This window comes from Marivita sp., from assembly GCF_017643905.1.
GTDB lineage: Bacteria > Pseudomonadota > Alphaproteobacteria > Rhodobacterales > Rhodobacteraceae > Marivita.
Window position 1 is genome coordinate 16,657 of sequence record NZ_JAEPMO010000015.1, and the last position, 23,582, is coordinate 40,238.

The window sequence follows — 23,582 nt, forward strand, 5'->3', positions numbered from 1 at the left end:
TCCCTTGACCACAAGGCTGCACAGCCTTAGGTTCCGCGAGATTTTACCCCTGCGGAGTCGCGCCATGTCCCAGCTTTCCAACGACACACCGACCGCCTGCCTCGCTCTTGCGGATGGCACGATTTTCTACGGTCAGGGCTTTGGGGCAACCGGCACATCGGTCGCGGAACTTTGCTTCAACACCGCGATGACCGGCTATCAAGAGATCATGACCGACCCGTCCTACGCGGGCCAGATCGTGACCTTCACCTTTCCCCATATAGGCAACGTGGGTGTGAACCCGGACGATGACGAAACCGGCGATCCGGTGGCCGAGGGTATGGTGGTCAAGTGGATGCCGACGCAAAGTTCGAACTGGCGGGCCGTGCAGGAACTCAGCGACTGGCTGACCGCTCGGGGACGCATTGCCATCGGTGGCATCGACACCCGCCGCCTGACCCGTGCGATCCGGCAGCTTGGCGCGCCGCATGTGGCACTTGAACACAATCCGGAAGGCAAATTCGACATTGGCGCGCTGGTGGAACAGGCCCGTGCTTTCCCCGGTCTCGAAGGACTGGATCTGGCCAAAGACGTCACCTGTGCGCAATCCTATCGCTGGGACGAAATGCGGTGGTCCTGGCCGGATGGTTTTGCGCGGCAGACCGATCCCAAGCACAAGGTGGTGGCCATCGACTATGGTGCGAAGCGCAACATCCTGCGCTGCCTCGCCAGTGCGGGCTGTGATGTGACGGTGCTGCCCGCATCCGCCACTGCGGAAGAGGTGCTGGCGCACAATCCCGACGGGGTATTCCTGTCCAACGGCCCCGGCGATCCGGCGGCGACGGGCAAATATGCTGTTCCGATGATCCAGACGATCCTGAACGAGACTGACCTCCCGATGTTCGGCATCTGCCTTGGCCACCAGATGCTGGCGCTGGCGCTGGGAGCGAAGACGGTCAAGATGAACCACGGCCACCACGGCGCAAACCATCCCGTCAAGGATACCGAGACCGGCAAGGTCGAGATCACGTCGATGAACCATGGGTTTGCTGTGGACAGCCAGACGCTTCCCAAGGGCGTGCTGGAAACCCATGTGTCGCTGTTCGACGGATCGAACTGCGGTATCCGCATGGCGGACCGCCCGGTGTTCTCGGTGCAGCAGCACCCCGAGGCCAGCCCGGGCCCGCAGGATAGTTTTTACCTGTTCGAACGCTTTGCCGACTCGATGACCGCGCGGAAAACCGTTTCTGCCTGAACGGGCATTAACTGCCGCTTAACCGTTTGAGGCTTAACTGATCCCCGGATTGGTCCGGGGGACATATGTTCGGCAGTTCGGAAACACGCGGCACATCGCCTTTGGTGCTCGAACCGGGGCTTCGGCGCGACGGGCCGCTTTTTGAATCTCGACCACACGACGATGCCGCGCGCCTTGTGCACACCGCCCGGCAACTGGTCGCGCGGCAGCGGCGTCTGGACCCGGATACCTATCCACCGGACCCCGATCTGGACATGTTGCTCGCGCCCGAGATGTGTCTGGAGTACCGCATCCTGCCTTGGGGCAGGATCGGGGACGCGATCCTTGTGGCAACCGTTCCGGGTCGCGACCGCACCCGTCTGCGCGATATCCTTGAACAGTCGCTTGGGCCGGTCCTGTTTGCCGAGGTGGCCGAGGAAGATCTGGTGCGCATCGTGACCGAGCGACACGGCGAATACCTCGCCGACCGGGCCGAACGGCTTGTACCGGACGACTATTCCTGCCGGGACATCAACAAACTCACCCTGTCGCGCGGCATTGTGGCGTCGTTGTTTTTCGGGGTCAGCCTTGCGTTGATTTATGTGTTTCCCAATGCGTTCTTTGCAGGGATCACCGCCGTTGCAGTGGTAAACCTGATTGCGACGGTGATGTTCAAGGTCGTCGTGCTGGTGGCCGGGTACAGAAAACCACCGGATCGCCCGGTTGATCTGCCGCTCTCTGAGAAGCCCGTGGTTAGTCTGATCGTGCCGCTGTTCCGCGAGGCGGCGATTGCGAATGAATTGGTGATGCGGCTGTCGCGGCTCAGCTATCCGAAGGCACTGCTCGATGTGGTGCTTGTGCTGGAAGAAAAGGACATTCAGACCCGCCAGATGATCGACGCGGTCTCTCTGCCCGGCTGGATGCGGGTGGTTCGGGTGCCTGATGGTGAACTCAAGACTAAACCTCGCGCCCTCAACTACGCCTTGGGGCACACGCGCGGTGACATCATCGGCGTGCTGGATGCAGAGGATGCGCCTGCCACCGACCAGATCGAACGCGTCGTGGAGGCGTTTCACCATGCGCCGCCGAACGTTGCCTGCGTGCAGGGCATCCTCGATTTCTACAACACGCGATCCAACTGGCTGTCGCGCTGTTTCACAATCGAATATGCGGTCTGGTTCCGTATCGTTCTGGCAGGTGCTGCGCGTCTTGGTCTGCCAATCCCGCTTGGGGGCACAACCGTCTACCTGAAGCGTGCGGCGCTCAAGCATGTCGGCGGCTGGGACGCACATAACGTGACCGAGGATGCGGATCTGGGCATCCGGCTCTACCGGTTCGGCTACCGAACGATCCTGATCCCGACCGTCACACGGGAGGAAGCGAACAACCGGATCGTGCCCTGGATCCGGCAACGATCCCGTTGGCTCAAGGGGTATATCGTCACCTACCTCGTCCACATGCGCCGTCCCTTCCGCCTGTTGAAACAGATCGGTGCGCGGAAATTTCTTGGATTTCAGATCTTCTTCCTGACCACCATTGTGCAATTCACGCTGGCCCCGGCACTTTGGTCATTCTGGCTGGTTTGTTTCGGACTCGGGACGCCTTTGTTCGATGTGATCTCACCCGATATGGCGAAGGGCCTTCTGGCCCTTTTTCTTTTTGCCGAGCTGGTATCCCTGCTCACCGGATTCATTGCGGTCGGGCGCACGCAGCACAAAGGCTTGATGCAGTGGGTGCCGATGATGTTCTTCTACTTTCCGCTTGGCGTTTTCGCCGTTTACAAGGCGTGGTCGGAACTGGTGTTTAAGCCGTTCTATTGGGACAAGACCGAACATGGCCGGTCCGAACCGGATGTCCCCGGCGGGGACATCCACGCCACGATCCGCTGACTAGGCCTGATCCTTGGCCATTGAGTCGAGCTTCAAGCGGGTGACAAAGGCAACCGAAATGTGGTCTCGCAACGCCTTGTAGGCCGCATCCTCGTTACGCTGTTTGACCGCATCGACAATCGCCTGATGTTCGGCCAGCGCGATTTCACCCCGGCCCTGCGCCGCCAGCGATGTGGTCGCCATCAGCGCCATGGACCGGTGCACCAGATCAAGCTGCTGAACAAGGAAGCGGTTGTGCGAGGCAAGATGGATCTGCTTGTGGAACCGGCGGTTCGCCCGTGCCAACGCGGACGGATCGTCCAGCAAGGCCCGGTCGTCATGCACCATATCCTGCAACACCTGCACCTCTTCATCGGTGGCATGTCGCGCGGCAAGGCGGGCAGCCAGTCCTTCCAGTTCGGTGCGGACCACATAAAGCTCGGCCATCTGGTTGTGGTCGAGCGACGCCACGATCAGAGACCGCCCGTCCCGCGTCAGCAGCGATTGCGTCTCAAGCCGTTGCAACGCTTCGCGGATCGGTGTCCGCGACATGCCGAACCGTTCAGCCAGATCACTTTCCACCAACCGGTCGCCTGGCCGGTAGATTCCCACATCAATCGCCTCGAGGATCGACGCATACGCGTCTTTCTGAGGAGGCTTCACATCTTTCATACCGTGTGATCCCTATCCAGTTTCCTCACGATAGCGCTGGTTTATCAAAAGACGCAAGTTGAGCCATTGCCGCGCCGACCCGCACCGCCTAGGTTGCCGGTCATGGTCAAGTCAGCTTTCAAACATGTCCGCCATTGGGTGTTCGATCTCGACAACACTCTCTATTCGCCTGCGGTGCGCCTGTTCGACCAGATCGAAGTGCGCATGACGAAGTTTGTCATGAACTCGCTGGGCGTCGATCGGGACCGGGCGAACATGCTGCGGGTAGAGTATTGGAAAACCTATGGCACCACACTGGCCGGGTTGATGCGCGAACATGATGTGGATCCGGCGCCATACCTGCACGAGGTGCATGACATCGACTTTTCGGTTTTGTCGGAAGACCCCTATCTGGCATCCCTGATCAAGGACCTGCCGGGCCGCAAGATTGTCTATACCAACGGATCGGAACCCTATGCCCGCAACGTGCTCAAGGCGCGCGGGCTCGACGGAATATTCGACGCGGTTTATGGCGTGGAACATGCCGATTACCATCCCAAGCCCGAGCGCAGCGCGTTCGAAAAAGTGTTTGGCCGCGACGGCACCGACACGCGGAGTGCTGCGATGTTTGAAGACGACCCCCGCAACTTGGCCGCCCCGCACGCGATGGGGATGCGCACGGTCCATGTAGCGCCGAACGCGGTTGCGGCGGATCACATCCATCACCACACCTCGGACCTGACCGAGTTCCTTGCCCGGCTGACCTGACGGTTCATTGCTGCGTTACGGCAATTTGGCAGTTTCCGCCCCGATTTTGCTGCCTATCTCTCAAGCAGACAAAAACAGGGGTCTTACATGTCCATTTCCGAACCAGCCGTCGCCTACCGCCGCAATCCAATTTATTCCGTGCCGGTTTTCGGCTGGATCGCACGCGATCTGAAAGAAGGTGGGCCGGAAACGATCTACTACTTGCTGGTTGCGCTGCTGACCCTTCTGGTGCTGGCCGTGAAAACATGGGGCGTTGTTGCGCTGACCATGACGGCTTTGGCCATGGTTCCCGTCATCATGGTTGTGCTGATCCTGATCACGGTCGGAAAATAGCGCGCCCTGACGCATCGCGCATTTCAACTACCCTGCCTATAAGCAGGGTGTGTCACCCGAACCGAAAGGCCACGCCATGACCTATGACATCGTCGTATCCGGGGGCGGGATCGCCGGACTGGCCGCAGCGGCGGCGTTTGGGGCCGACGGGTATTCGGTGCTTTGCCTTGATCCGGCACCGCCCGTCACGGACCGCAATGCAGAAGGTGCGGACCTGCGCACCACAGCGTTCCTGCAGCCCGCACAGGCTTTTCTGGAGGAGATCGGACTTTGGCCGCGCCTTGCCGCGCATGCGATGCCGTTGCAGGTGATGCGGATCGTCGATGCGGGTGGCGAAGAACCGAAAGCGCGGGTGACCAAGGAATTCAACGCGTCCGATATCTCTGATCAGCCGTTTGGATGGAACCTGCCGAACTGGTTGTTGCGGCGTGAATTCGTGGCGCATCTCGAAGGGCTCGAAACTGTCACTTTTCGCGCGGGCGTAGGGACGACGTCCCTCTTCACCCGCGAAGCCGAAGCCCGTGTCGGGCTGAGCGATGGCACCAAGGTCCGCTGCAAGCTGGTCATTGCCGCCGACGGGCGCAATTCACCGATGCGCAAGGCGGCAGGGATCGACGTGCAGACCACGCGCTTTGGCCAGAAAGCGCTGGCCTTTGCCGTCACCCATCCGATCCCCCATGGCAATGTGTCGACCGAGATTCACCGAACGGGGGGACCATTCACCTTTGTCCCCCTGCCTGATCTTGATGGGCGGCCGTCGTCGGCGATTGTCTGGATGGAGGAAGGCCCAAAGGCGGAAACGCTGATGGCGCTTGAGCCTGAGGCGTTTGAAGACGCGATGACAACGCGGTCCTGTAGCCTGTTCGGGCCGCTGGAACTGGCGTCACGACGCACGATCTGGCCGATCATCAGCCAGCATGCGGATCGCCTGAGCGGCGAACGGATTGCACTTGTGGCTGAGGCGGCCCATGTGGTGCCCCCTATCGGCGCGCAGGGCCTCAACATGAGCCTCAAGGATTTGAGCGTCCTGCGCGATCTGGCCCGCCATTCAGATGACATCGGCAATCGCAAGATGCTGGATGCCTACCACCAGAAGCGGATTGCAGATATTCGGGCGCGCGTGGCCGGGATCACGTTGCTCAACCGGACCTCGATGCTCAGCGCGCAACCCCTTCGCGACATACGAGCCAAGGGATTGGACGCGCTTTACGCCCTGACACCGGTGCGCAAGACGCTGATGCAACTAGGGCTGGGCGCCAAAGGCGCTTAACCCAGAATTCGGTTAAGCGGCGCTGAACGTCAGGCTGACGCCGTTGATACAGTGCCGTTTGCCTGTCGGCTTCGGGCCATCATCGAAGATATGACCCAGATGGCTGCCACAACGTCGGCAATGGCATTCTGTTCGTGTGATGAACAGCGACCTGTCAGGCTTGGTTTCGATGGCGTTCGCCTGTGCCTGCCAGAAGCTGGGCCACCCTGTGCCGCTGTCGAATTTGTGCTCGGATGAATAGAGTGCGAGGTCACATCCCTTGCAGTGGAACATGCCTGCGCGTTTCTCGTCATTGAGCGGCGAGGAGAACGCCCGTTCGGTGCCTTCTTCTCGCATCACGCGATATTCCAAAGAGGTCAGCATTGCTTTCCATTCGGCCTTGGATCGCGTGATTTCGAAAGTGCCTTCGGCTGCACCTGCGCCTTTGGTCAAGGCACCAAGGCCCAGAGCGGCAGCGGCGGTTTGCAGGAAATGTCGTCTCAACATCGTGTCCTCCTTCACGTGATTGAACATGGTGCCCCGGCCCGCCAACACGCAAGACCGGGGCACACACTTTTGCGCGATCTCAGAGACCCCGAGGATGGGGTTCAAAGGGTTACTGAGCCGGCAAAAGCACCCGGTCGATCACGTGAATGACGCCGTTCGACTGCCGCACATCGGCAATCGTGACGGTGGCTTCGCGACCGTTTTCGTCTGTGAGGGTGATCTTGGAACCATCCATCTTGGCCTGCAGAGTGCAACCTCCCACTGTCTGAACGGGGTGCATCCCGCCATCATCCGCAATCATGCCCGCGATGGCATCGGACATCGCATTTGCCGCCACCACATGGCAGGTCAGGATTTGCGTCAGCTGCGCCTTGGCCGACGGCTGCAAGAGCGCGTTCAGCGATTCATCCGAAATGCGGTCGAAAGCTGCATTGGTGGGCGCAAACACGGTGAACGGCCCTTCGCTCATCAGGGTGTCGACAAGGCCGGCTGCCTTGACCGCAGCCACAAGCGTGGTGTGATCGGCAGAGTTCAGGGCGTTCTCGACGATGGTCTTGTCGGGGAACATCGCGGCTCCGCCGACCATCGGGTTGTCGGTCCCGGCATGGCTTTCGGCAAAAGCCGCACCCGTCATTACAGTTGCAGTCACAGCGGCGGTGATCATGGTCTTCAATGTCATATCGTCCTCCAGGGTTTCCCGCCGGAATGTCCAGCGGGTCGGACGCAGACACGAAGCTCAGGTCAGGGGCGTTTCAAAAAAGCGCATCACAGTTGGATCACGAGGACGTGAGCGGACCTGCGGCGCGCACGGCACCTGTTGGCGCGCCTGTCGGCGATCCCCCGGGGGGTTCATCGGAAATCGCTAGCAGCGCGCCGGGCAGCACAGCCAAGAGGTCTTGCGGCAGGTCGATCAGGGTGCTGTTGCCGTCCTCGAGCAGACCCAGCGAAACCGGTGCCGCATCGCCGGCAATCAGCCAAAGCTCGAACACCCGACCATCCGGCGGCGTGCCTGCCGCTCGGACCACTTCGACCGCAGCAAGCGTCGTGTCGACAGTGGCGCGGATCACCAGCCCTTCGCCATCTGGCGTCGGAGCCAGTTCCGCCACGAGATCGGGTTGCAGGCGGCTGTCTACGGGCACGAGGATACCCGTGCTGATCGACAGCCAAAGTACCAGCGCGGCAGCCAGACCGCCCAGGCCATAAGGCCAAATTTGCTGCCAGAAGGAGTGTTTCTCCGGTTTGAAAAGGATGGTCTGCAGGCGTTTGGCAAGCTGCGGCGACGGGGCCACCTCTTCGACATCGTCAAGGATGACAGCCGCGAAATGTTCGTCCCAAGCCACGACTTCGGCACGCAGCGCGGTGTCCGTGTCGAGCCGTTCTTCGAACCACGCGCGTTCTTCTTCGGTCAGAAGTCCCAGGGCGTATTCTGCTGCCAGAACGCGGTCTTCGTCCTCTTCTGGGCCATCGGGGGGGAGGGTCTGATCGCTCATCTGCTCAAACACTCCCGCAGGGCCATCAGACTGCGGCGCAGCCATGTCCGGATGGTATTCAGATTCACGCCCGTCGCCTGCGCGAGATCGGCATAGCTGTCACCTTCGAGATAGGCCCGGCGTACCAGATGCGCCCGCGCGCGCGGCAGTTCATCCAGACAAGCCTTGATCTGACGCGCCTCGGACGCGGCAATGGCACTGGCTTCGGGTCCGGGTTTGCTATCGGGCATCAAATCGGCTGTCTCGATCGGAACGGGGGGCAGCTTCATGGCACGCCGACGGTCCACCGCGCGGTTGCGGGTGATCGTGATGAGCCAGGTCATCGGGGAATACCCGTTGACCTTATAACTGTCCGCCTTGTTCCACACCGTCACGAACACGTCCTGCAACACCTCCTCGGCTTCTACGCGATCATTCAACACACGCAGGCAAACGCCAAAAAGTTTCGCGGAGGTCCTGTCATACAGGTGATTGAACGCGGCACGGTCGCCGATCGCCACACGGGCAATGAGGTTTTCCACCTCTTCTTGCGGCGTCATGAACGAATTCCCATGCCCTTTCCCTTGCTCCTCCCGCCATTATGTTGCACCACACACACGCAAACCCCAGCTGAGAAGGATGTCCGCAACATGGCCGACGGGACGATCGACATCAACGCCAAACCGACAGAAGAAATTTCCGTACGCGAGGTGTTTGGCATTGATACGGACATGGTTGTCCACGGTTTTCCCGAGCGCACGGAGCGCGTGCCGGACATCGACAGCACCTACAAGTTCGACCCGGACACATCGCTGGCGATTCTTGCCGGGTTCCGCAACAACCGCCGCGTGATGATCCAAGGCTACCACGGCACCGGAAAATCGACCCACATCGAACAGATCGCGTCGCGGCTGAACTGGCCCTGCGTGCGCGTCAACCTCGACAGCCATATCAGCCGGATCGACCTGATCGGCAAGGACGCGATCAAGCTGGTGGACGGCAAGCAGGTCACCCAGTTCCAGGAAGGCATCCTGCCCTGGGCGCTGCGCAACCCGACCGCCATCGTGTTCGACGAATACGACGCGGGCCGAGCCGACGTGATGTTCGTGATCCAGCGGGTTCTGGAAACCGACGGCAAGCTGACGCTGCTTGACCAGAACCAGGTGATCACCCCACACAAGTATTTCCGCATCTTCGCCACCGCCAACACGGTGGGTCTGGGCGACACCACGGGCCTCTATCACGGCACGCAGCAGATCAACCAGGGTCAGATGGACCGCTGGTCGCTGGTGGCCACATTGAACTATCTGTCAATCGACGCCGAGACCTCGATCGTTCTGTCGAAAGCGCCGCATTACAATACCGAGAAGGGCCGCAAGATCGTGCGCCAGATGGTGACGGTAGCCGACCTGTCGCGCACCGCGTTCATGTCGGGGGACCTGTCCACCGTGATGAGCCCGCGGACCGTGATCGCCTGGGCGCAGAACGCCGAGATTTTCCGCGATGTGGGTTACGCGTTCCGCGTGTCGTTCCTCAACAAATGCGACGAGTTGGAGCGCCAGACGGTGGCCGAGTTCTACCAGCGCTGCTTTGACGAAGAGCTGCCCGAGAGTGCTGCGTCGTTGAGCCTGGGGTGATGGGTTTCGGATCGGCAGAGCCGATCCGACAGTCTGGGGTTCGTTCCCCGGACACCCGAGGTATCTTCAGTCCAAAGAAGCCGGCAAGCCGCGTTGCGCCTTTCACCAGATGGCATTGCGCGCGACTGAACTGCGTGGAAAGGTCAGGTCATGAGCAAACCCAGTGACAACCCCGCCGATCCGTTCAAGAAGGCGCTCGCCGAAGCGACCAAGGTCATGGCGCGCGACCCTGACCTGACTGTCAGCTATTCGGTCGACCCCTCGGGCATTTCGGGCGATGCGATGCGCCTGCCGCAGATCAGCCGTCGTCTGACCCGCGACGAGGTGCTGCTGGCCCGTGGCACCGCCGACGCCATGGCGATGTATCGCCGCTATCACGATGCAGGCACCCACGCGCGTTATGCCCCGCAGGGAGAGCTGGCGCGCGAGCTTTACGAATCCATGGAAACCGCCCGCTGCGAAGCGATGGGTGCGCGCGATATGCCGGGCACCGCTGGCAATATCGACGCCAAGATCGGGCATGACGCAATGCGCCGCGGTTATGATCAGGTCAAGGAAGCCTCGGATGCGCCTCTCGCCGAAGCAGCGGGATACCTCGTACGCCATCTGGCGACCGGGCGTGACCTGCCTGCGGGCGCGCAGAACGTCATGGACCTGTGGCGCGGTTTTATCGAAAATCAGGCGGGCGACACGCTTGAGAACTTGCAGGATGTTCTGAGCGATCAGGCGGCCTTTGCCCGCTTCACCCGCGCGGTGATCACTGATCTGGGCTACGGTGACCAATTGGGTGACGATCCCGACGAGTTGGACGAGGACGCGCAGGATCAGGCCGAAGAGGGCAGCGACGACGAGCAGGAACCCGACAGCACCGGTCAGGACGAGGACGAGAGCGAAGACGCCGAGGCCAATCCTGAATCGAGCCAAGACGAAACCCAGGACCCCAGCCAGGCGCAGGTGTCCATGGACGAGATGGCCGATCAGGAACTGAGCGACGAGACCGAAATGCCCGACGGCGAAGCGCCTCTGGAGCCGCCGCCCCCTGCCCCGATTTCCGAGGCGGACCCGGACTACAAGGTGTTCGATTCGACCCATGACGAGGAAATCCTTGCCGAAGATCTGGCCGAACCGGTCGAATTGGAGCGGTTGCGCGCTTATCTGGATCAGCAGCTTGAGCCATTGAAAGGCGCGGTCAGTCGCTTGGCGAACAAGCTGCAGCGCCGCCTGCAAGCGCAGCAAAACCGGTCTTGGGAGTTCGATCTGGAGGAAGGCATTCTGGATGCCGGGCGACTGGCGCGTGTGGTTGCGAACCCGACGACTCCGCTGTCCTTCAAAGTCGAGAAAGATACAGAGTTCCGAGATACCGTGGTGACACTCCTGCTGGACAATTCCGGCTCCATGCGCGGACGTCCGATTTCCATCGCGGCGATCTGCGCCGATGTTCTGGCCCGCACGCTCGAGCGGTGTTCGGTCAAGGTCGAGATCCTCGGCTTTACCACGCGGGCCTGGAAGGGCGGTCAGGCGCGGGAGAAATGGCTGAACGAAGGGCGCGAACAGCAGCCCGGTCGTCTGAACGATTTGCGGCACATCATTTACAAGAGCGCTGACGCGCCGTGGCGGCGGACACGGCCGAACCTTGGATTGATGATGAAGGAAGGTCTGCTGAAGGAAAACATCGACGGTGAGGCGCTCGAATGGGCACACCGGCGGATGCTGCACCGCTCTGAGGCGCGCAAGATCCTGATGGTGATTTCGGACGGCGCCCCGGTTGATGACAGCACGTTGTCAGTGAACCCGGCGAATTACCTTGAAAAACACTTGCGCGACGTGATCGCCATGGTTCAGCGGCGCAAGCAGGTGGAATTGCTGGCTATTGGCATCGGCCACGACGTCACCCGTTATTACGAGCGCGCGGTGACGATCACGGATGTGGAGCAGCTGGCAGGTGCCATGACCGAGCAGCTTGCCTCGCTCTTCGACAGCGATCCACGGGCACGGGCACGGCTCATGGGTATCAAACGCGCGAGTTGATCGGGGTTTCGGACCGGCTTCGCCGGTCCGACCAGCGCGGCCCTGCGGGCCGCTGTTTGCGTATTTATTAAGAGAAGAAGCAGGTGGGCTTTTCAACCCCCTGAACAGGTGCAGCAGGGCTTGCCATTGCGTGTCATTCCGGGTTCGCTCGCGCCATATCGAAGAGAGACCGCATCATGTTCCAAAGCTTTTCCGAGACATCTTCCCCCGAACAAGACCCGCCGCGACTGGCTGCGCTGCGCGCCGAGATGTCGGCTGCGGGTGTGGACGGGTTCCTTGTTCCGCGCGCGGATGCCCATCAGGGCGAATATGTGGCCGAGCGCGACAGCCGTCTGGCGTGGCTGACCGGGTTCACCGGTTCGGCGGGCTTCTGCGTTGCGTTGCAGGACAAGGCTGGCGTGTTCATTGATGGCCGCTATCGGGTCCAGGTGCGGGCGCAGGTGGCGGATGTGTTCACGCCGGTGCCTTGGCCGGAAGTGTCATTGGGCGACTGGCTGTCTGAAAACGTCGCGGCAGGTGGCGTTGTCGGGTTCGATCCATGGCTGCACACCGTGACACAAATCCGGGAATTGGAAGCGAGCTCCGGATCAGTCACGTTGCGGCGGGTCGAAAACCTTGTGGATCGGATCTGGGAAGATCAGCCCAGCCCTCCCGCGACCCTCGCTTTTGCGCAGCCTGTCGAGCTGACTGGCGAAACGCATGAGGCTAAGATCGCACGGCTTTCAGCCGGGTTGGGTACTGCAACAACAGCCGTGTTGACCCTGCCCGACAGTATTTGCTGGCTCTTGAACATCCGTGGAGATGATCTGCCCCGCACGCCGTTTATGCTTGGATTTGCTCTGTTGCATGCGGTGGGCAGTGTCACACTGTATGTAAACCCTGAAAAGCTGGTCAATCTCGGGGATCACCTTGGGCCCAAAGTGCGCGTTGCCCCTGTTGAGGAATTCTTGCCGGCCTTGACGGGTCTCGAGGGCCCGGTGCAGATCGACCCGGGCAGTTGCCCAGTGATCGTGGCGGACACGCTTGCTGAGGCGCGCGTCAAGATGATCGAGGCGCAGGACCCTTGCGCCTTGCCAAAGGCCTGCAAGTCGTCTGCTGAACTGGACGGCGCGCGCGCGGCGCATCTTCGGGACGGGGCTGCTATGGCCCGGTTCCTGTGCTGGCTGGACCATCAACCACCGGGCAGCCTCACTGAGATCGATGTGGTCACCCGGCTGGAAAGTGAGCGCGCGGCGACCAACGCGCTACGCGACATCAGCTTTGACACGATCTGCGGTGCTGGTCCAAACGGGGCCATTGTGCATTATCGGGTGACGGAAAAGACCAACCGTCAGGTCGAGCCGGGTCTGCTTCTGGTGGACAGTGGCGGGCAATATGTGGATGGCACGACGGATGTCACACGCACCATTGCCATTGGAACGGTTGGCGCAGACGAAAAACGCGCCTTTACGCTCGTGCTCAAGGGAATGATCGCGATTTCCCGTCTGCGCTGGCCCAAGGGGCTGGCCGGGCGCGATATGGATGCTTTGGCACGGGTGGCACTGTGGGAGCATGGTCTGGACTACGGTCATGGCACCGGGCACGGCGTCGGGTCGTACCTCAGCGTCCACGAAGGGCCGCAACGGTTGGCCCGCACGGGAACCGTGCCGTTTATGCCGGGGATGATCCTGTCAAATGAGCCGGGTTTCTATAAGGAAGGTGCGTTCGGCATTCGGATCGAGAACCTGATTGTTGTCGAAGAGGCCCCGGCCCTGCCCGGTCAGACGGTGCCCGAGATGTACCGGTTCGAGACACTGACCTATGTGCCCATCGACACGCGGCTGATCGACACGGGGTTTCTGACCGAGGCGGAACGCACTTGGCTCAATGCCTATCATACCGGAGTTCTGGAGCGGATCGGCCCGTTGGTCGAGGGCGATGTGTCAACCTGGCTGACACAGGCCTGCGCGCCAATCTGACCATAAACATTTACATTCCCCCGCTAACCCCGGTACATCGCAGTCAAAAGGGATGGATCATGCAGAAACACATTACAGTCAGACCCGCCGCAGGAACCTGGGTCGTGCGCGCCGGTGGTGCCGTGATCGCGGAAAGCTCCAATGCTTTGGAATTGACCGAAGGCGATATGCCGTTTGTCATCTACTTCCCCCGGTCCGACGTGGCGATGGCGTTTCTGGATGTGTCTGATCACAAGACAACCTGCCCGCATAAGGGCGAGGCCAGCTATTTCGACATCGTCTCGAAAAGCATGACCTATTCCAATGCCGTTTGGTCCTATGAAAACCCGAACGAGGACGTGGCCGAGATCAAGGACCATCTTGCGTTCTGGGTTCAGGATGGGGTGCAGGTCGAACGGATCTGATCCGGGATGTCAGCTGTGCTCTTCCTCGGCAGTTGCCGCCAGCGCGCGGTTATAGGCTTTTAGAGCGTCCACATGGAACAGCGCGCCCTGCAACACGGGCGTGTCCTCGGGTCCTTCGAGCTTCACCACCAGCAGGAAGGCCACGCCTGATTTGTCGAAGAGTGGCAGCGCTGTTTCCAAGGTGGCTTGCGCCTGCACGAACAGTCCCTGTTCGATCATTGTCAGGCACGCCTCTTCATCGGCAGCGTTGCTGTCGGTGGGTTTGCGCATCACGCCCTGCACCCGGAACATCGCCAGCAGGTAGGCCTGAGGTCCAGCGGCAAGGTGGACGTTGCGTCGCTCCAGCTGAGTGAGGAAGAACGACCGGTCGACAAGGCGTGCGGACACAGCCGTCGACATTGAGACAGAGACCATCACCGCGAGCCCGGTCTGCCAGTCACCCGTCAGTTCGAACACGATCAGCGTGGTCGAGATGGGTGCGCCAAGCACGGCGGCGGCAACGGCCCCCATTCCTGCCAAAGCGTAGAGTGTGGCGGTGCCGGACTGTTCGGGGAAAAGTCCTGTGGCGATCAGGCCGAAGGCAAGCCCGGTCAGTGCGCCCAGCATCAGCGAGGGGGAAAACACCCCGCCGCCCATGCGCCCGCCCATGGTGATGGCAACGGCAATCACCTTGAGCATCGCAAAGACCACGGCCTCGTGCCAGAGCAGCGCGCCGGTCAGAGCGCGGGACGTGGTCTCGTAGCCGACACCGATGATGTGCGGGAACCAGATTGCAAGTGCCCCAAGCATCACGCCAGCAATGGCCGGACGCAGCAGATGTGGCAAACCCATCCTGTTCTGAAACCGGGATCCCACGTCATCTGCAAGGAAGACGGCACGCATCATCACAACCGCGACAAGGCCACAGACGAGGCCCAGGATGAAGAAGGCCGGCAGTTCCAGGTAGAACTCGACTGTCGTGGTGCCGGGTAGTTTGAATTCCGTCACATCTCCGAACACGAGGCGGTTGATCACCGTTCCCGCCGCACTGGCGACAACGATGGGGGCAAAGGCGTGCACTGCAAAATGGCGCAGGATGACTTCAAGCGCGAACAAGGCCCCCGCGATCGGTGCATTGAAGCTCGCCGATACTGCAGCCGCCACGGCGCAGCCCAAAAGATCGCGTCCCGTGATCCCATCGGCGCGAATCGTGTTCGACACCCAAGACGAGATCATCGCGGCGATATGAACCACCGGCCCTTCCCGCCCGGTGCTTCCGCCTGTCGACAGAGTAATCCATGAACAGATGGCCGAGGCGATGCCTGCCTTCTTTTCCACCCGGCCATCGTTCAGCGCCGCGCCCTCGATGACGTCGGCGACTGACCGCACCCGTCCGTCCGGGGTGAAGTAATGCACGATCACCCCCACCACGAGGCCACCGACCGTCGGGATCAACAAGAGCATCCACCATGGCAGGGTTTCGGCATAGCTGTGGATCGTCGTGACGCTGGGCGTGCCGTAGACCGAGGTTTGCAGGAACGTGATCGCCAGCCTGAAACACGTGGCCGCCAGACCAGCAGCAATCCCGATCAAAAGCGCGATCAACCAGAACTGGAATTGCGACGGTCCTTTATGGCGCAGCAAATCCCAGCCGCGCGCGAACTGTCTTTTCGTTGCCTGCAATTGACCACGCAAAGCTGGCGCCATGCCAAGCGGTCCTTTCGGGGAAGGCGAACAACGCCAAAAAGCTTCTGATTACCAAGGCTTATTCAATGCGTCGGGACTGTCCACCCCTGATGGGATCACAGTCCGAAACCGTCGGTATCAGGACACACTTGCAAGCGCTTCACGAACCTTGAGCAAGGCGCAAACGAACGGACAAAATGCCCGGCTATGAAGCTGGACCCGGATACGGAATGATGCGCCTCTAACCCGCCAAGAGCGCCCGTGCTGCCGCGCGGGCCTCATCCGTGATGGTGTCGCCCGACAACATGCGGGCGATTTCCCCTTCCCTTGCGGGCGGATCGAGTGGCACGACGGTCGAGGTGGTCTGATCGTCCGCCACCCGCTTTTCCACCCGCCAGTGATGCGCCCCGAGGGCGGCCACTTGCGGCGAATGGGTGACGACAAGCACCTGCCCACCTTCGGCCAAAGCCGCCAGACGACGACCCACGGCATCGGCGGTCGCCCCACCGACACCCCGGTCGATTTCATCGAAGATCATCGTCAGCCCGGCGTCGCGCTGTTCCGACAGGCACACTTTGAGAGCCAGCAGGAACCGGCTGAGTTCACCGCCCGATGCGATCTTGCCGATGGGACCCGCCGGTGCGCCGGGATTGGTGGCAACGGTGAAGGCCACGGCATCGCTGCCCTCGGGTCCAGCTGGCGCGTCAGACAGATCCGTTACGAACACCGCGCGTTCCATCTTGAGCGGAGCCAATTCAGCACAGACCGCCGCGTCCAGCCGTTTGGCCGCTGCCGCGCGGCTGTCGCGCAGAGTCATCGCCGCGCTGTCATAGGCTTTTTCAGCGCTGCGCAACTCGGATTGCAACCGCGTCATGCGGTCTGCACCCTGATCCAATGCGGCCAAACGATCGCGCAGGGTGTCGGCCAAACCGGACAGATCATCCGGCGCAATCCCATGTTTGCGCGCCTGCGCCCGCAGGGCAAACAGCCGTTCTTCGGTGGCTTCAAGCTCGTGCGGATCAAACTCCAGAGCATCGAGACAGGCAGACACGCCGCGCGCCGCTTCGTCCAGTTCGGCCATGGCCCGAGCCAGCGCCGCAAGCGGATCGTCCAGACGCCCCTCAGCGGCATCGCTGACCCCTTCAAGCCAGCGCAGCGCATCCGACAACGCGCCCTCTGCACCGTCCTGCCCCATCACCTGTGCGGCGCGGGCGATGTCGTCGCGGATACGCTCGGAGGCTTGCATCATACGTCGACGCGCGTCGAGCTCTGCGTCCTCGCCCGGTTCGGGGGACAGCTTATCCAACTCCCCAACAGAGTGGCGCAGGAATTCTTCCTCGGCCTGTGCGGCCTTGTACGCCGCTTCTGCCTCTGTCAGCGCTTTGCGAGCCTTGGACATGGCGCTCCACGCGGTTTTCACCGCAGCCAGCAGGTCATCATGGCCCGCGAACTGATCCAGCAGCGCCCGGTGCCCCTTTGAGTCCAGCAATCCCCGGTCGTCATGCTGCCCGTGCAGTTCGACCAGCGTGTCGGACAGGGCGCGGAGCATCTCTCCGGTGACGCGGCGGTCATTGACCCACCCCGTCTTGCGGCCATCGGCGGTGTTCACGCGGCGCAGGATCAATTCATCCGCATCCTCGAATCCGGCTTCGGCCAAGACATCATGTGCCGGATGACCTTTGGGTAGATCGAATACGGCGGTCACTTCGCCCTGATCAGCCCCGCTGCGGACCAGTTCGGCGCGGCCCCGCCAGCCCAGCACGAACCCGAGACTGTCCAGCAGGATCGATTTGCCCGCGCCGGTTTCGCCGGTCAACACGTTGAGACCCGGCTGGAACTCAAGCTCCAGCCGGTCGATGATCAACATGTCCCGTATTTCAAGCGCGCGCAGCATTCTGTGCAACAGGGTGCGTTGTCAGACGCACCGCCCCCCGATCAAAGCCACTGACCCTTGACCATCTGGCGATAGATCTGCCGCAGCCAGTTGTCTCCGGTCGCTTTCAATTCCAAACCACGCCCGGTGAGCAGTTTGAAACTGTCCTCATACCAGTCGGTGGACTGGTAGTTGTAGCCGAGGATCGCGCCAGCCGTTTGCGCCTCGTCGGTCAAACCCAGCGACAGATACGCCTCAACCAGACGGTGCAGCGCCTCTGCGGTGTGGGTTGTGGTCTGGAAGTCTTCGACCACAACGCGGAAGCGGTTGATCGCTGCGGCGTAATGATCACGACGCAGATAGTAGCGCCCGATTTCCATTTCCTTGCCGGCAAGATGGTCGAATGCGAGATCGAACTTGAGCACGGCCGACCGAGCATATTCGCTGTCCGGGTAGAGTTCGATGACCGTACGCAAGGCCTGCAGCGCCTGGAAGGTAAGGCCCTGATCGCGGCCCACTTCTTCGATCTGGTCGTAATAGCTGAGCGCGAGGAGATATTGCGCATAGGCGGCGTCTTCGTCAGTCGGGTAGAAGTCGACATAACGCTGTGCGGCAGAGCGGCTGTTTTCATAGTCCTTGTTCTTGTGATGCGCAAAGGCCTGCATGATGACAGCCCGCTTGGCGAGTTCCGAATACGGATAGAGCCGTTCCACTTCCGAGAAATAGAACGCGGCATCCTCGGGGTCGTTGCTGTTCAGTTCGAACTCGCCCCGTTCAAAGATCTGCTCGGCGGTGTAATTCTCGATCGGAACGCCGCCGGGGCCAAAGCCCGGACGTTCGCCATTGCTGCACGCCGTCAGCGTCAACACCAAGAGCCCCGCCCCGATCACAGCTCTTGCGCTTCTGCCCGCTGCCATGCCCGTCACCTTCGTTAAGCCGCCGTGGCTATATGTGCCACTTGTCTGCCATCGGTCCTAGCACATTAAATCGGAAGGCAAAACGCCTTTAGGCACACAAGCGATTGAGGTTTTGCACAAGGGGTGTGTGCTGTGTGATCCGCACGCCAGACGCCGCGGTCAGGCAACCGCGGGAATCTCGTGCGCTTCGACACCCGCGCCCGGAAGCCGTGCCGCAAGCACCGAGTCACAGTCGCGCACGCGGTAGCCGTCGGGCGTTGCGAACAGTTCGCGCAGGAGCATGTTTGTCAACGTGTGGCCTGCCTTGTGGCCTTCGTAATGCCCAAGCAAAGGCGCGCCCGCCAAAGCAAGATCGCCAAGCGCATCAAGCATTTTGTGACGCACCGCTTCATCGCTGTGACGCAAGCCACCGGGGGTGAGAACCGTGTCGCCATCCACGACAACAGCGTTCTTCATCGTTCCACCCAACGCCTTGCCTGCGGCGCGCATGGCTTCGACATCGGCGGCACGGCAGAATGTCCGGCTGTCACAGAGTTCACGCACGAACGTACCATTGGCAAGGTTCAACGACTTGCTTTGCTGACCAATGGCCTTGTCGGCAAAGTCGATATGAAAATCCATCGTCAGACCGGCGCCCGGACCAAGCCGCGCCCAACCCTGTGCCGTATGAACTTCGACGGTGCTCAGAACTTCGATCACGCGGATCGGTGTGCGGAGTTGCTTGACGCCGGCAGCAAGGATGCCGCGCACGAAGGGGGCTGCGCTGCCATCCAGAACGGGGGCTTCGGGGGCATCGATACGAACCAGCGCGTTGTGAACGCCGCATCCTGCAAGAGCCGCCATCACATGTTCGATGGTCGACACCGAGACACCGGGCTGATTCACGATCTTTGTGCAAAGCGGCGACTGCTCGGCAAAGTCGAACAGCGCAGGGATTCGGGCATTGCCGAGCCGGATATCCGTCCGCTCGAACACGATACCATGATCGGCCGGAGCCGGGCAGATGGCCATATTCACTGTCAGACCAGTGTGAAGGCCGATTCCCGAGAAACGGACGATAGAGTGAACCGTTGTTTGCAAAAGACCCTCGATCAAATACGCCGGCACCCCCATGCGGCGTTTCGAGATGGGTGATACTCTCTGACCTATCTGGCCTCAAATCAAAGATTGTAACGGCCTGAAACAAGCTCTCGAAAGATATCGGCGGAATCTTGCCAGACCCCACAACCCCATGCTTTCAAACGAAAAACGCCTCCTAAAAAGGAGGCGTTATACCAGCGATTAACCGCTATTTCAGTTTGCTTGACGCCGGAGGAAGGCCGGAATCTCGATCCGTTCCTGATCTTCATCCGCTTCCGGAGACGGCGCGCGGGCCGGTGCGGCACCGCTCGACTGGACCGGCGGCGGCGTTGTGCGACGCACCGGAGCCTCGGCTTGCTGGCCATGGCCGGTCATGCGGTTGATCAGGGAATTGATGCCAAAACGCGGGCGCTCGCTGTCTGCAGGCTCTTGCTCGACCTGCATATTCGGGCGGGCCCCCGGTGCAGGACGCGCACGGGATGCAGCCGCCTGCAAACGGGCCAGCGCTTCTGCGCTCGGCGTACCCGGAGCAGGCGCACGCGGCGCCACGAACTGTTCGGGATCGGCTTCGATGCTGTCTTCACGCGGGTTGAACTCGGCCACCTGCGGACGGTAGGCGGGTGCCGGAAGACCATCCTCGTCGATGGCTTCTTGCTGCTCTGCGCGGCGCTCGAAGACAGGCTCCATCTGCTCGGCCTCGTCCTCGCGCTGGCTGTCGAACAGCGACGGTTCCTGCGCCTTGCGTGCAGCAACCTGCTCGGGGTGCGACGCGGCCTTTTCAGCTTGCTGAGCATCTTCGACGCGGGTGGTCTGCGTCAGGGGCGTTGCCAGCGACCGGCGCGGTACCGGGATTTCCGTGTGCACATCCACCGCGTCGATGCCGGTTGCCACAACGCTGACACGCATCATGCCCTGCATGCTGTCATCCAGCGTGGAGCCAACGATGATGTTCGCGTCCTGATCCACTTCCTCGCGGATGCGGTTCGCCGCTTCGTCCAGCTCGAACAGCGTGAGGTCGTGACCGCCGGTGATGTTGATGAGAACACCCTTCGCGCCACGCAGGCTGATTTCGTCCAGGAGCGGGTTCGCGATGGCCTTTTCGGCGGCCTGGATGGCGCGATCTTCGCCCTCGGCCTCGCCGGTGCCCATCATGGCCTTGCCCATCTCGTCCATCACGGCGCGCACATCCGCAAAGTCGAGGTTGATGAGACCCGGACGGACCATCAGGTCGGTCACACCTTTGACGCCCTGATAGAGCACGTCGTCCGCCATGGAGAAGGCTTCGGTGAAGGTTGTCTTTTCGTTGGCAAGGCGGAACAGGTTCTGGTTCGGAATGATGATAAGCGTATCCACAACCTTCTGGAGCGCCTCAACGCCGTCCTCGGCCTGCTTCATCCGCTTGTTGCCTTCGAACTGGAACGGCTTGGTGACGACACCTACCGTCAGAACGCCCAGTTCGCGCGCAGCCTGTGCGATGATCGGCGCAGCACCTGTCCCGGTGCCGCCGCCCATGCCCGCCGTGATGAAGCACATATGCGCCCCGGCGAGGTGATCAACGATCTGTTCGATGCTTTCTTCCGCAGCGGCAGCACCTACGGCTGCCCGCGCACCCGCGCCCAGACCCTCGGTCACCTTCACGCCCAGCTGGATGCGGCTGGTGGACCGACTTTGCTGCAACGCCTGCGCGTCGGTATTGGCCACCACGAAATCGACGCCCTCAAGGGACTTGTCGATCATGTTGTTGACCGCGTTACCGCCTGCCCCACCCACACCGAACACGGTGATGCGGGGTTTCAATTCTTCCTGTCCGGGCACCGAAAGGTTCAATGTCATTTGCTTGTCCGCCTGCTGTCTCAGCCCCATTTCGGGACGTTTTCTGCACCTGTTTCGTTAATTATTACCGGGCAATCGCCCAAACGTCACGTAAAAACCGTACTTTAGCACCAAATGTGCCGCTACCTGCCACCCCCCTACGCGGGATTTTGCCGAAAGCTCAACATCTTGCGGTCACCAGTTATCGCGGAACCATTTTACTGCACGCTGCAAGGATCGTGCCGGATAGCGGTCTACGGGGATCTCAAAGTCCCACCATTCGTCCTGTGGATTGGCCGCAAACAGGCACAAACCGACTGAGCTGGCGAATCCCGGACCCGTCGCGGCCTGTGGCAAACCATGCACCCGCATGGGCCGTCCCAGACGTACCTGCTGACCCAGAATCTTGGTCGCCAGACCGTCAAGACCGGGGATCTGGCTGGCCCCACCCGTCAGCACGATTTGCTGGCTGGGCAGATGCTCGAACCCGGCTGCGTCCAGCCGACCGCGCACCTCTTCCAATATCTCTTCGACCCGTGGACGCATGATGCCGATCAATTCCGCCCGGCTGACCGACCGCCGGTCATGGTGCCAATCGCCTGTATCGCCCCCAATTTCGATCATGTCGCGATCATCCATTCCGGTGGCGACAACACCGCCATGGCACGTCTTGATCCGCTCGGCCACAGCCATCGGAACCTGCAATCCCATCGAGATGTCACTGGTCACGTGATCGCCACCCATGCGCACTGCATCGGCATAAATCATGTGCTTTTTCATAAAGATAGACAGGCCAGTTGATCCACCGCCCATGTCGATGCAAGCGGCCCCCAGCTCCTGTTCATCCTCGACCAGCGCGGACACCCCCGAGACGTAAGCCGAGCTTGCGATACCGGCGAGTTCGAGGTCACAGCGCTTCATGCAATGCGCAAGGTTCTGGATCGCCATCGCATCGACCGTGAGCATGTGCATGTCGACAGCAAGGTCCTGCCCGATCTGACCGCGCGGGTCGATCAGACCGCTGCGGTGGTCGAGGGCAAAGTTCACTGGCTGCGCGTGCAGCACCTCTCGCCCATGCCCGAAATCCGGCACGTCGCAGGCGGACAGCACCCGCGCCACATCCTGCTCATCAACTGTGGTTCCAGCCACCTCGACCCGGCCCGCCAGACCATAGCTGCGCGGATCGGCGCCGCCGAAACAGGCAATCACGTGATCGACGCGAATCTGTGCCATCTTCTGGGCGGCCTGCACGGCGGTGCGAATGGCACGCTCTGTCTCGCCCATCGAATCAATCTCGCCAAAGCGCACGCCACGCGAGCGGGTGGTCGCGGCACCGATCACGCGGAATCCCGACTGGCCGGCCAAAGATCCGATGCTGTCACTCTCGATCGCCCGATCCGTCCCGTCGAACCGCAACACAAGACACGCGATCTTGGAGCTGCCGATGTCGAGAATGGCAATCACCCCTCTCTGCATCGCCGCCTTGCGCATGTTGCGCATTGCCCGCTGTGACTCGTAAAGCTCGATCATTCTTATTGTTCCCCTGCCTCAATCGCACGGATTCGCAGCAATTCCTGCACCGCTCCGTCTGTCATTCTAAGTGTTGGCCTGTTCGGCAGACGCAAATCGACTGCCACGAGGTCCCGTTCCAGCATGTCGACCGCCTGATCCATGGCGATCACCCGTTCCAAGGCCTGCACCGCCTCGGTTTCCGGCAACAGAATGCGCTGGTCGCGGTCCAGCACCACATCCCAGCGGCGCTCACCCATGCGCACCAATCCGCGCAAACGTGTTGAAAGCGGCTCAGCAGCCGCCACAAGATCCAGTGCTTCGGTGACGTACTTGTCTGCACCATCGCCGACGATCAACGGCAATTCCGGCCAGTCCGCCCGGACGAAGGCAGGGCCGACAAGAACGCCCTCATTGTCCAAAAGCTGCAGTCCCCGCTCGTTGCGCCAGAGCACCACGGGGATGCGTTCCACCACGTCCACCTGCAGAACATTTCCCTGCCGCACGTAAAGCCGCGCAGATTTGACCGGATCAAGCGCGACAACCGTGGCCCGCATCGCTTCGAGATCAAGATCGAAGGAACTGATCGGAAAGTCCAAGGGCAGCATCTGGCGGATGCCATCCGCAACGATGTCGCTCGC

The 23,582-nt window shown here is 61.3% G+C and carries 21 protein-coding genes; 9 read left to right on the plus strand and 12 right to left on the minus strand.

What is annotated here, in order from left to right:
• The first annotated feature begins 64 nt into the window (after positions 1-64).
• Entirely contained in the window at positions 65-1,234 is a 1,170-nt protein-coding gene (gene carA, locus JJ869_RS03905; protein WP_292264692.1) for a glutamine-hydrolyzing carbamoyl-phosphate synthase small subunit, read from the plus strand.
• A gap of 65 nt (positions 1,235-1,299) precedes the next feature.
• Positions 1,300-3,102, plus strand: coding sequence for a glycosyltransferase family 2 protein (locus tag JJ869_RS03910; RefSeq protein WP_292264693.1), 1,803 nt, complete (start codon positions 1,300-1,302; stop codon positions 3,100-3,102).
• Here JJ869_RS03910 and JJ869_RS03915 read toward each other — a convergent pair whose 3' ends face one another.
• Positions 3,103-3,753: a GntR family transcriptional regulator gene (locus JJ869_RS03915; RefSeq protein WP_292264694.1), complete on the minus strand. Its 651-nt coding sequence runs from the start codon at positions 3,751-3,753 to the stop codon at positions 3,103-3,105.
• Positions 3,754-3,855: 102 nt separating this feature from the next.
• Here JJ869_RS03915 and JJ869_RS03920 point away from each other — a divergent pair, with 102 nt between their 5' ends.
• From JJ869_RS03920 to JJ869_RS03930, 3 genes are all read left to right on the plus strand, one after another.
• Positions 3,856-4,500, plus strand: a complete 645-nt coding sequence (locus JJ869_RS03920) for a pyrimidine 5'-nucleotidase (protein ID WP_292264696.1) — start codon at positions 3,856-3,858, stop codon at positions 4,498-4,500.
• 87 nt (positions 4,501-4,587) lie between these two features.
• The gene (locus tag JJ869_RS03925) at positions 4,588-4,833 is read left to right on the plus strand and encodes a hypothetical protein (RefSeq protein ID WP_292264698.1); all 246 of its coding nucleotides are present in this window, start codon (positions 4,588-4,590) and stop codon (positions 4,831-4,833) included.
• Between the two features lie 76 nt (positions 4,834-4,909).
• The gene (locus JJ869_RS03930; RefSeq protein ID WP_292264699.1) at positions 4,910-6,103 is read left to right on the plus strand and encodes a UbiH/UbiF family hydroxylase; all 1,194 of its coding nucleotides are present in this window, start codon (positions 4,910-4,912) and stop codon (positions 6,101-6,103) included.
• 12 nt (positions 6,104-6,115) lie between these two features.
• Here JJ869_RS03930 and msrB read toward each other — a convergent pair whose 3' ends face one another.
• The 4 genes from msrB to JJ869_RS03950 form a co-directional block, all read right to left on the minus strand.
• Positions 6,116-6,589, minus strand: a complete 474-nt coding sequence (gene msrB, locus JJ869_RS03935; RefSeq protein WP_292264700.1) for a peptide-methionine (R)-S-oxide reductase MsrB — start codon at positions 6,587-6,589, stop codon at positions 6,116-6,118.
• A 109-nt stretch (positions 6,590-6,698) separates the two neighbouring features.
• Positions 6,699-7,268, minus strand: a complete 570-nt coding sequence (locus JJ869_RS03940; protein WP_292264702.1) for a fasciclin domain-containing protein — start codon at positions 7,266-7,268, stop codon at positions 6,699-6,701.
• Between the two features lie 97 nt (positions 7,269-7,365).
• On the minus strand, positions 7,366-8,079 hold the full coding sequence (locus JJ869_RS03945) for an anti-sigma factor (protein ID WP_292264703.1): 714 nt from the start codon (positions 8,077-8,079) through the stop codon (positions 7,366-7,368).
• A complete protein-coding gene (locus JJ869_RS03950; RefSeq protein WP_292264705.1) occupies positions 8,076-8,618 on the minus strand; it encodes a sigma-70 family RNA polymerase sigma factor in 543 nt (180 codons plus the stop codon). Before JJ869_RS03950 ends, JJ869_RS03945 begins: the two co-directional genes overlap by 4 nt.
• A 90-nt stretch (positions 8,619-8,708) precedes the next feature.
• Here JJ869_RS03950 and cobS point away from each other — a divergent pair, with 90 nt between their 5' ends.
• The 4 genes from cobS to JJ869_RS03970 all read left to right on the plus strand — a co-directional run bounded on the left by cobS (position 8,709) and on the right by JJ869_RS03970 (position 14,085).
• Positions 8,709-9,695: a cobaltochelatase subunit CobS gene (gene cobS, locus JJ869_RS03955; protein WP_292264706.1), complete on the plus strand. Its 987-nt coding sequence runs from the start codon at positions 8,709-8,711 to the stop codon at positions 9,693-9,695.
• Between the two features lie 150 nt (positions 9,696-9,845).
• Positions 9,846-11,723 carry a cobaltochelatase subunit CobT gene (gene cobT / locus JJ869_RS03960; RefSeq protein ID WP_292264708.1) on the plus strand — a complete coding sequence of 626 codons (1,878 nt, stop codon included), beginning with the start codon at positions 9,846-9,848 and terminating at the stop codon, positions 11,721-11,723.
• Positions 11,724-11,899: 176 nt separating this feature from the next.
• On the plus strand, positions 11,900-13,681 hold the full coding sequence (locus tag JJ869_RS03965; RefSeq protein WP_292264710.1) for an aminopeptidase P family protein: 1,782 nt from the start codon (positions 11,900-11,902) through the stop codon (positions 13,679-13,681).
• A 59-nt stretch (positions 13,682-13,740) separates the two neighbouring features.
• The gene (locus JJ869_RS03970) at positions 13,741-14,085 is read left to right on the plus strand and encodes a DUF427 domain-containing protein (protein ID WP_292264711.1); all 345 of its coding nucleotides are present in this window, start codon (positions 13,741-13,743) and stop codon (positions 14,083-14,085) included.
• A 9-nt stretch (positions 14,086-14,094) separates the two neighbouring features.
• Here the strand turns inward: JJ869_RS03970 and JJ869_RS03975 are convergent, their stop codons facing one another.
• The 7 genes from JJ869_RS03975 to JJ869_RS04005 all read right to left on the minus strand — a co-directional run.
• Positions 14,095-15,771, minus strand: coding sequence for a chloride channel protein (locus JJ869_RS03975; protein ID WP_292264712.1), 1,677 nt, complete (start codon positions 15,769-15,771; stop codon positions 14,095-14,097).
• 220 nt (positions 15,772-15,991) lie between these two features.
• Positions 15,992-17,644 carry a DNA repair protein RecN gene (gene recN / locus JJ869_RS03980; RefSeq protein ID WP_292264713.1) on the minus strand — a complete coding sequence of 551 codons (1,653 nt, stop codon included), beginning with the start codon at positions 17,642-17,644 and terminating at the stop codon, positions 15,992-15,994.
• Between the two features lie 41 nt (positions 17,645-17,685).
• Positions 17,686-18,540, minus strand: coding sequence for an outer membrane protein assembly factor BamD (locus JJ869_RS03985; RefSeq protein ID WP_292264714.1), 855 nt, complete (start codon positions 18,538-18,540; stop codon positions 17,686-17,688).
• 159 nt (positions 18,541-18,699) lie between these two features.
• A complete protein-coding gene (gene lpxC / locus JJ869_RS03990; protein ID WP_292264715.1) occupies positions 18,700-19,620 on the minus strand; it encodes a UDP-3-O-acyl-N-acetylglucosamine deacetylase in 921 nt (306 codons plus the stop codon).
• 213 nt (positions 19,621-19,833) lie between these two features.
• The gene (gene ftsZ, locus JJ869_RS03995; protein WP_292264716.1) at positions 19,834-21,453 is read right to left on the minus strand and encodes a cell division protein FtsZ; all 1,620 of its coding nucleotides are present in this window, start codon (positions 21,451-21,453) and stop codon (positions 19,834-19,836) included.
• Positions 21,454-21,627: 174 nt separating this feature from the next.
• Positions 21,628-22,962 (minus strand): cell division protein FtsA, encoded by a 1,335-nt coding sequence (gene ftsA, locus JJ869_RS04000; protein ID WP_292264717.1) that lies wholly within the window; start codon positions 22,960-22,962, stop codon positions 21,628-21,630.
• A gap of 2 nt (positions 22,963-22,964) precedes the next feature.
• Positions 22,965-23,582: cell division protein FtsQ/DivIB (locus JJ869_RS04005; protein WP_292264718.1), on the minus strand; the 618-nt coding region annotated here is incomplete at its 5' end.

What these genes read in the sequence shown, in the direction of transcription:
- carA (WP_292264692.1), top strand. Translation starts at nt 65, where the DNA reads ATGTCCCAGCTTTCCAACGACACACCGACCGCCTGCCTCGCTCTTGCG.
- JJ869_RS03910 (WP_292264693.1), top strand. Translation starts at nt 1,300, where the DNA reads ATGTTCGGCAGTTCGGAAACACGCGGCACATCGCCTTTGGTGCTCGAA.
- JJ869_RS03915 (WP_292264694.1), bottom strand. Translation starts at nt 3,753, where the DNA reads ATGAAAGATGTGAAGCCTCCTCAGAAAGACGCGTATGCGTCGATCCTC.
- JJ869_RS03920 (WP_292264696.1), top strand. Translation starts at nt 3,856, where the DNA reads ATGGTCAAGTCAGCTTTCAAACATGTCCGCCATTGGGTGTTCGATCTC.
- JJ869_RS03925 (WP_292264698.1), top strand. Translation starts at nt 4,588, where the DNA reads ATGTCCATTTCCGAACCAGCCGTCGCCTACCGCCGCAATCCAATTTAT.
- JJ869_RS03930 (WP_292264699.1), top strand. Translation starts at nt 4,910, where the DNA reads ATGACCTATGACATCGTCGTATCCGGGGGCGGGATCGCCGGACTGGCC.
- msrB (WP_292264700.1), bottom strand. Translation starts at nt 6,589, where the DNA reads ATGTTGAGACGACATTTCCTGCAAACCGCCGCTGCCGCTCTGGGCCTT.
- JJ869_RS03940 (WP_292264702.1), bottom strand. Translation starts at nt 7,268, where the DNA reads ATGACATTGAAGACCATGATCACCGCCGCTGTGACTGCAACTGTAATG.
- JJ869_RS03945 (WP_292264703.1), bottom strand. Translation starts at nt 8,079, where the DNA reads ATGAGCGATCAGACCCTCCCCCCCGATGGCCCAGAAGAGGACGAAGAC.
- JJ869_RS03950 (WP_292264705.1), bottom strand. Translation starts at nt 8,618, where the DNA reads ATGACGCCGCAAGAAGAGGTGGAAAACCTCATTGCCCGTGTGGCGATC.
- cobS (WP_292264706.1), top strand. Translation starts at nt 8,709, where the DNA reads ATGGCCGACGGGACGATCGACATCAACGCCAAACCGACAGAAGAAATT.
- cobT (WP_292264708.1), top strand. Translation starts at nt 9,846, where the DNA reads ATGAGCAAACCCAGTGACAACCCCGCCGATCCGTTCAAGAAGGCGCTC.
- JJ869_RS03965 (WP_292264710.1), top strand. Translation starts at nt 11,900, where the DNA reads ATGTTCCAAAGCTTTTCCGAGACATCTTCCCCCGAACAAGACCCGCCG.
- JJ869_RS03970 (WP_292264711.1), top strand. Translation starts at nt 13,741, where the DNA reads ATGCAGAAACACATTACAGTCAGACCCGCCGCAGGAACCTGGGTCGTG.
- JJ869_RS03975 (WP_292264712.1), bottom strand. Translation starts at nt 15,771, where the DNA reads ATGGCGCCAGCTTTGCGTGGTCAATTGCAGGCAACGAAAAGACAGTTC.
- recN (WP_292264713.1), bottom strand. Translation starts at nt 17,644, where the DNA reads ATGCTGCGCGCGCTTGAAATACGGGACATGTTGATCATCGACCGGCTG.
- JJ869_RS03985 (WP_292264714.1), bottom strand. Translation starts at nt 18,540, where the DNA reads ATGGCAGCGGGCAGAAGCGCAAGAGCTGTGATCGGGGCGGGGCTCTTG.
- ftsZ (WP_292264716.1), bottom strand. Translation starts at nt 21,453, where the DNA reads ATGACATTGAACCTTTCGGTGCCCGGACAGGAAGAATTGAAACCCCGC.
- ftsA (WP_292264717.1), bottom strand. Translation starts at nt 22,962, where the DNA reads ATGATCGAGCTTTACGAGTCACAGCGGGCAATGCGCAACATGCGCAAG.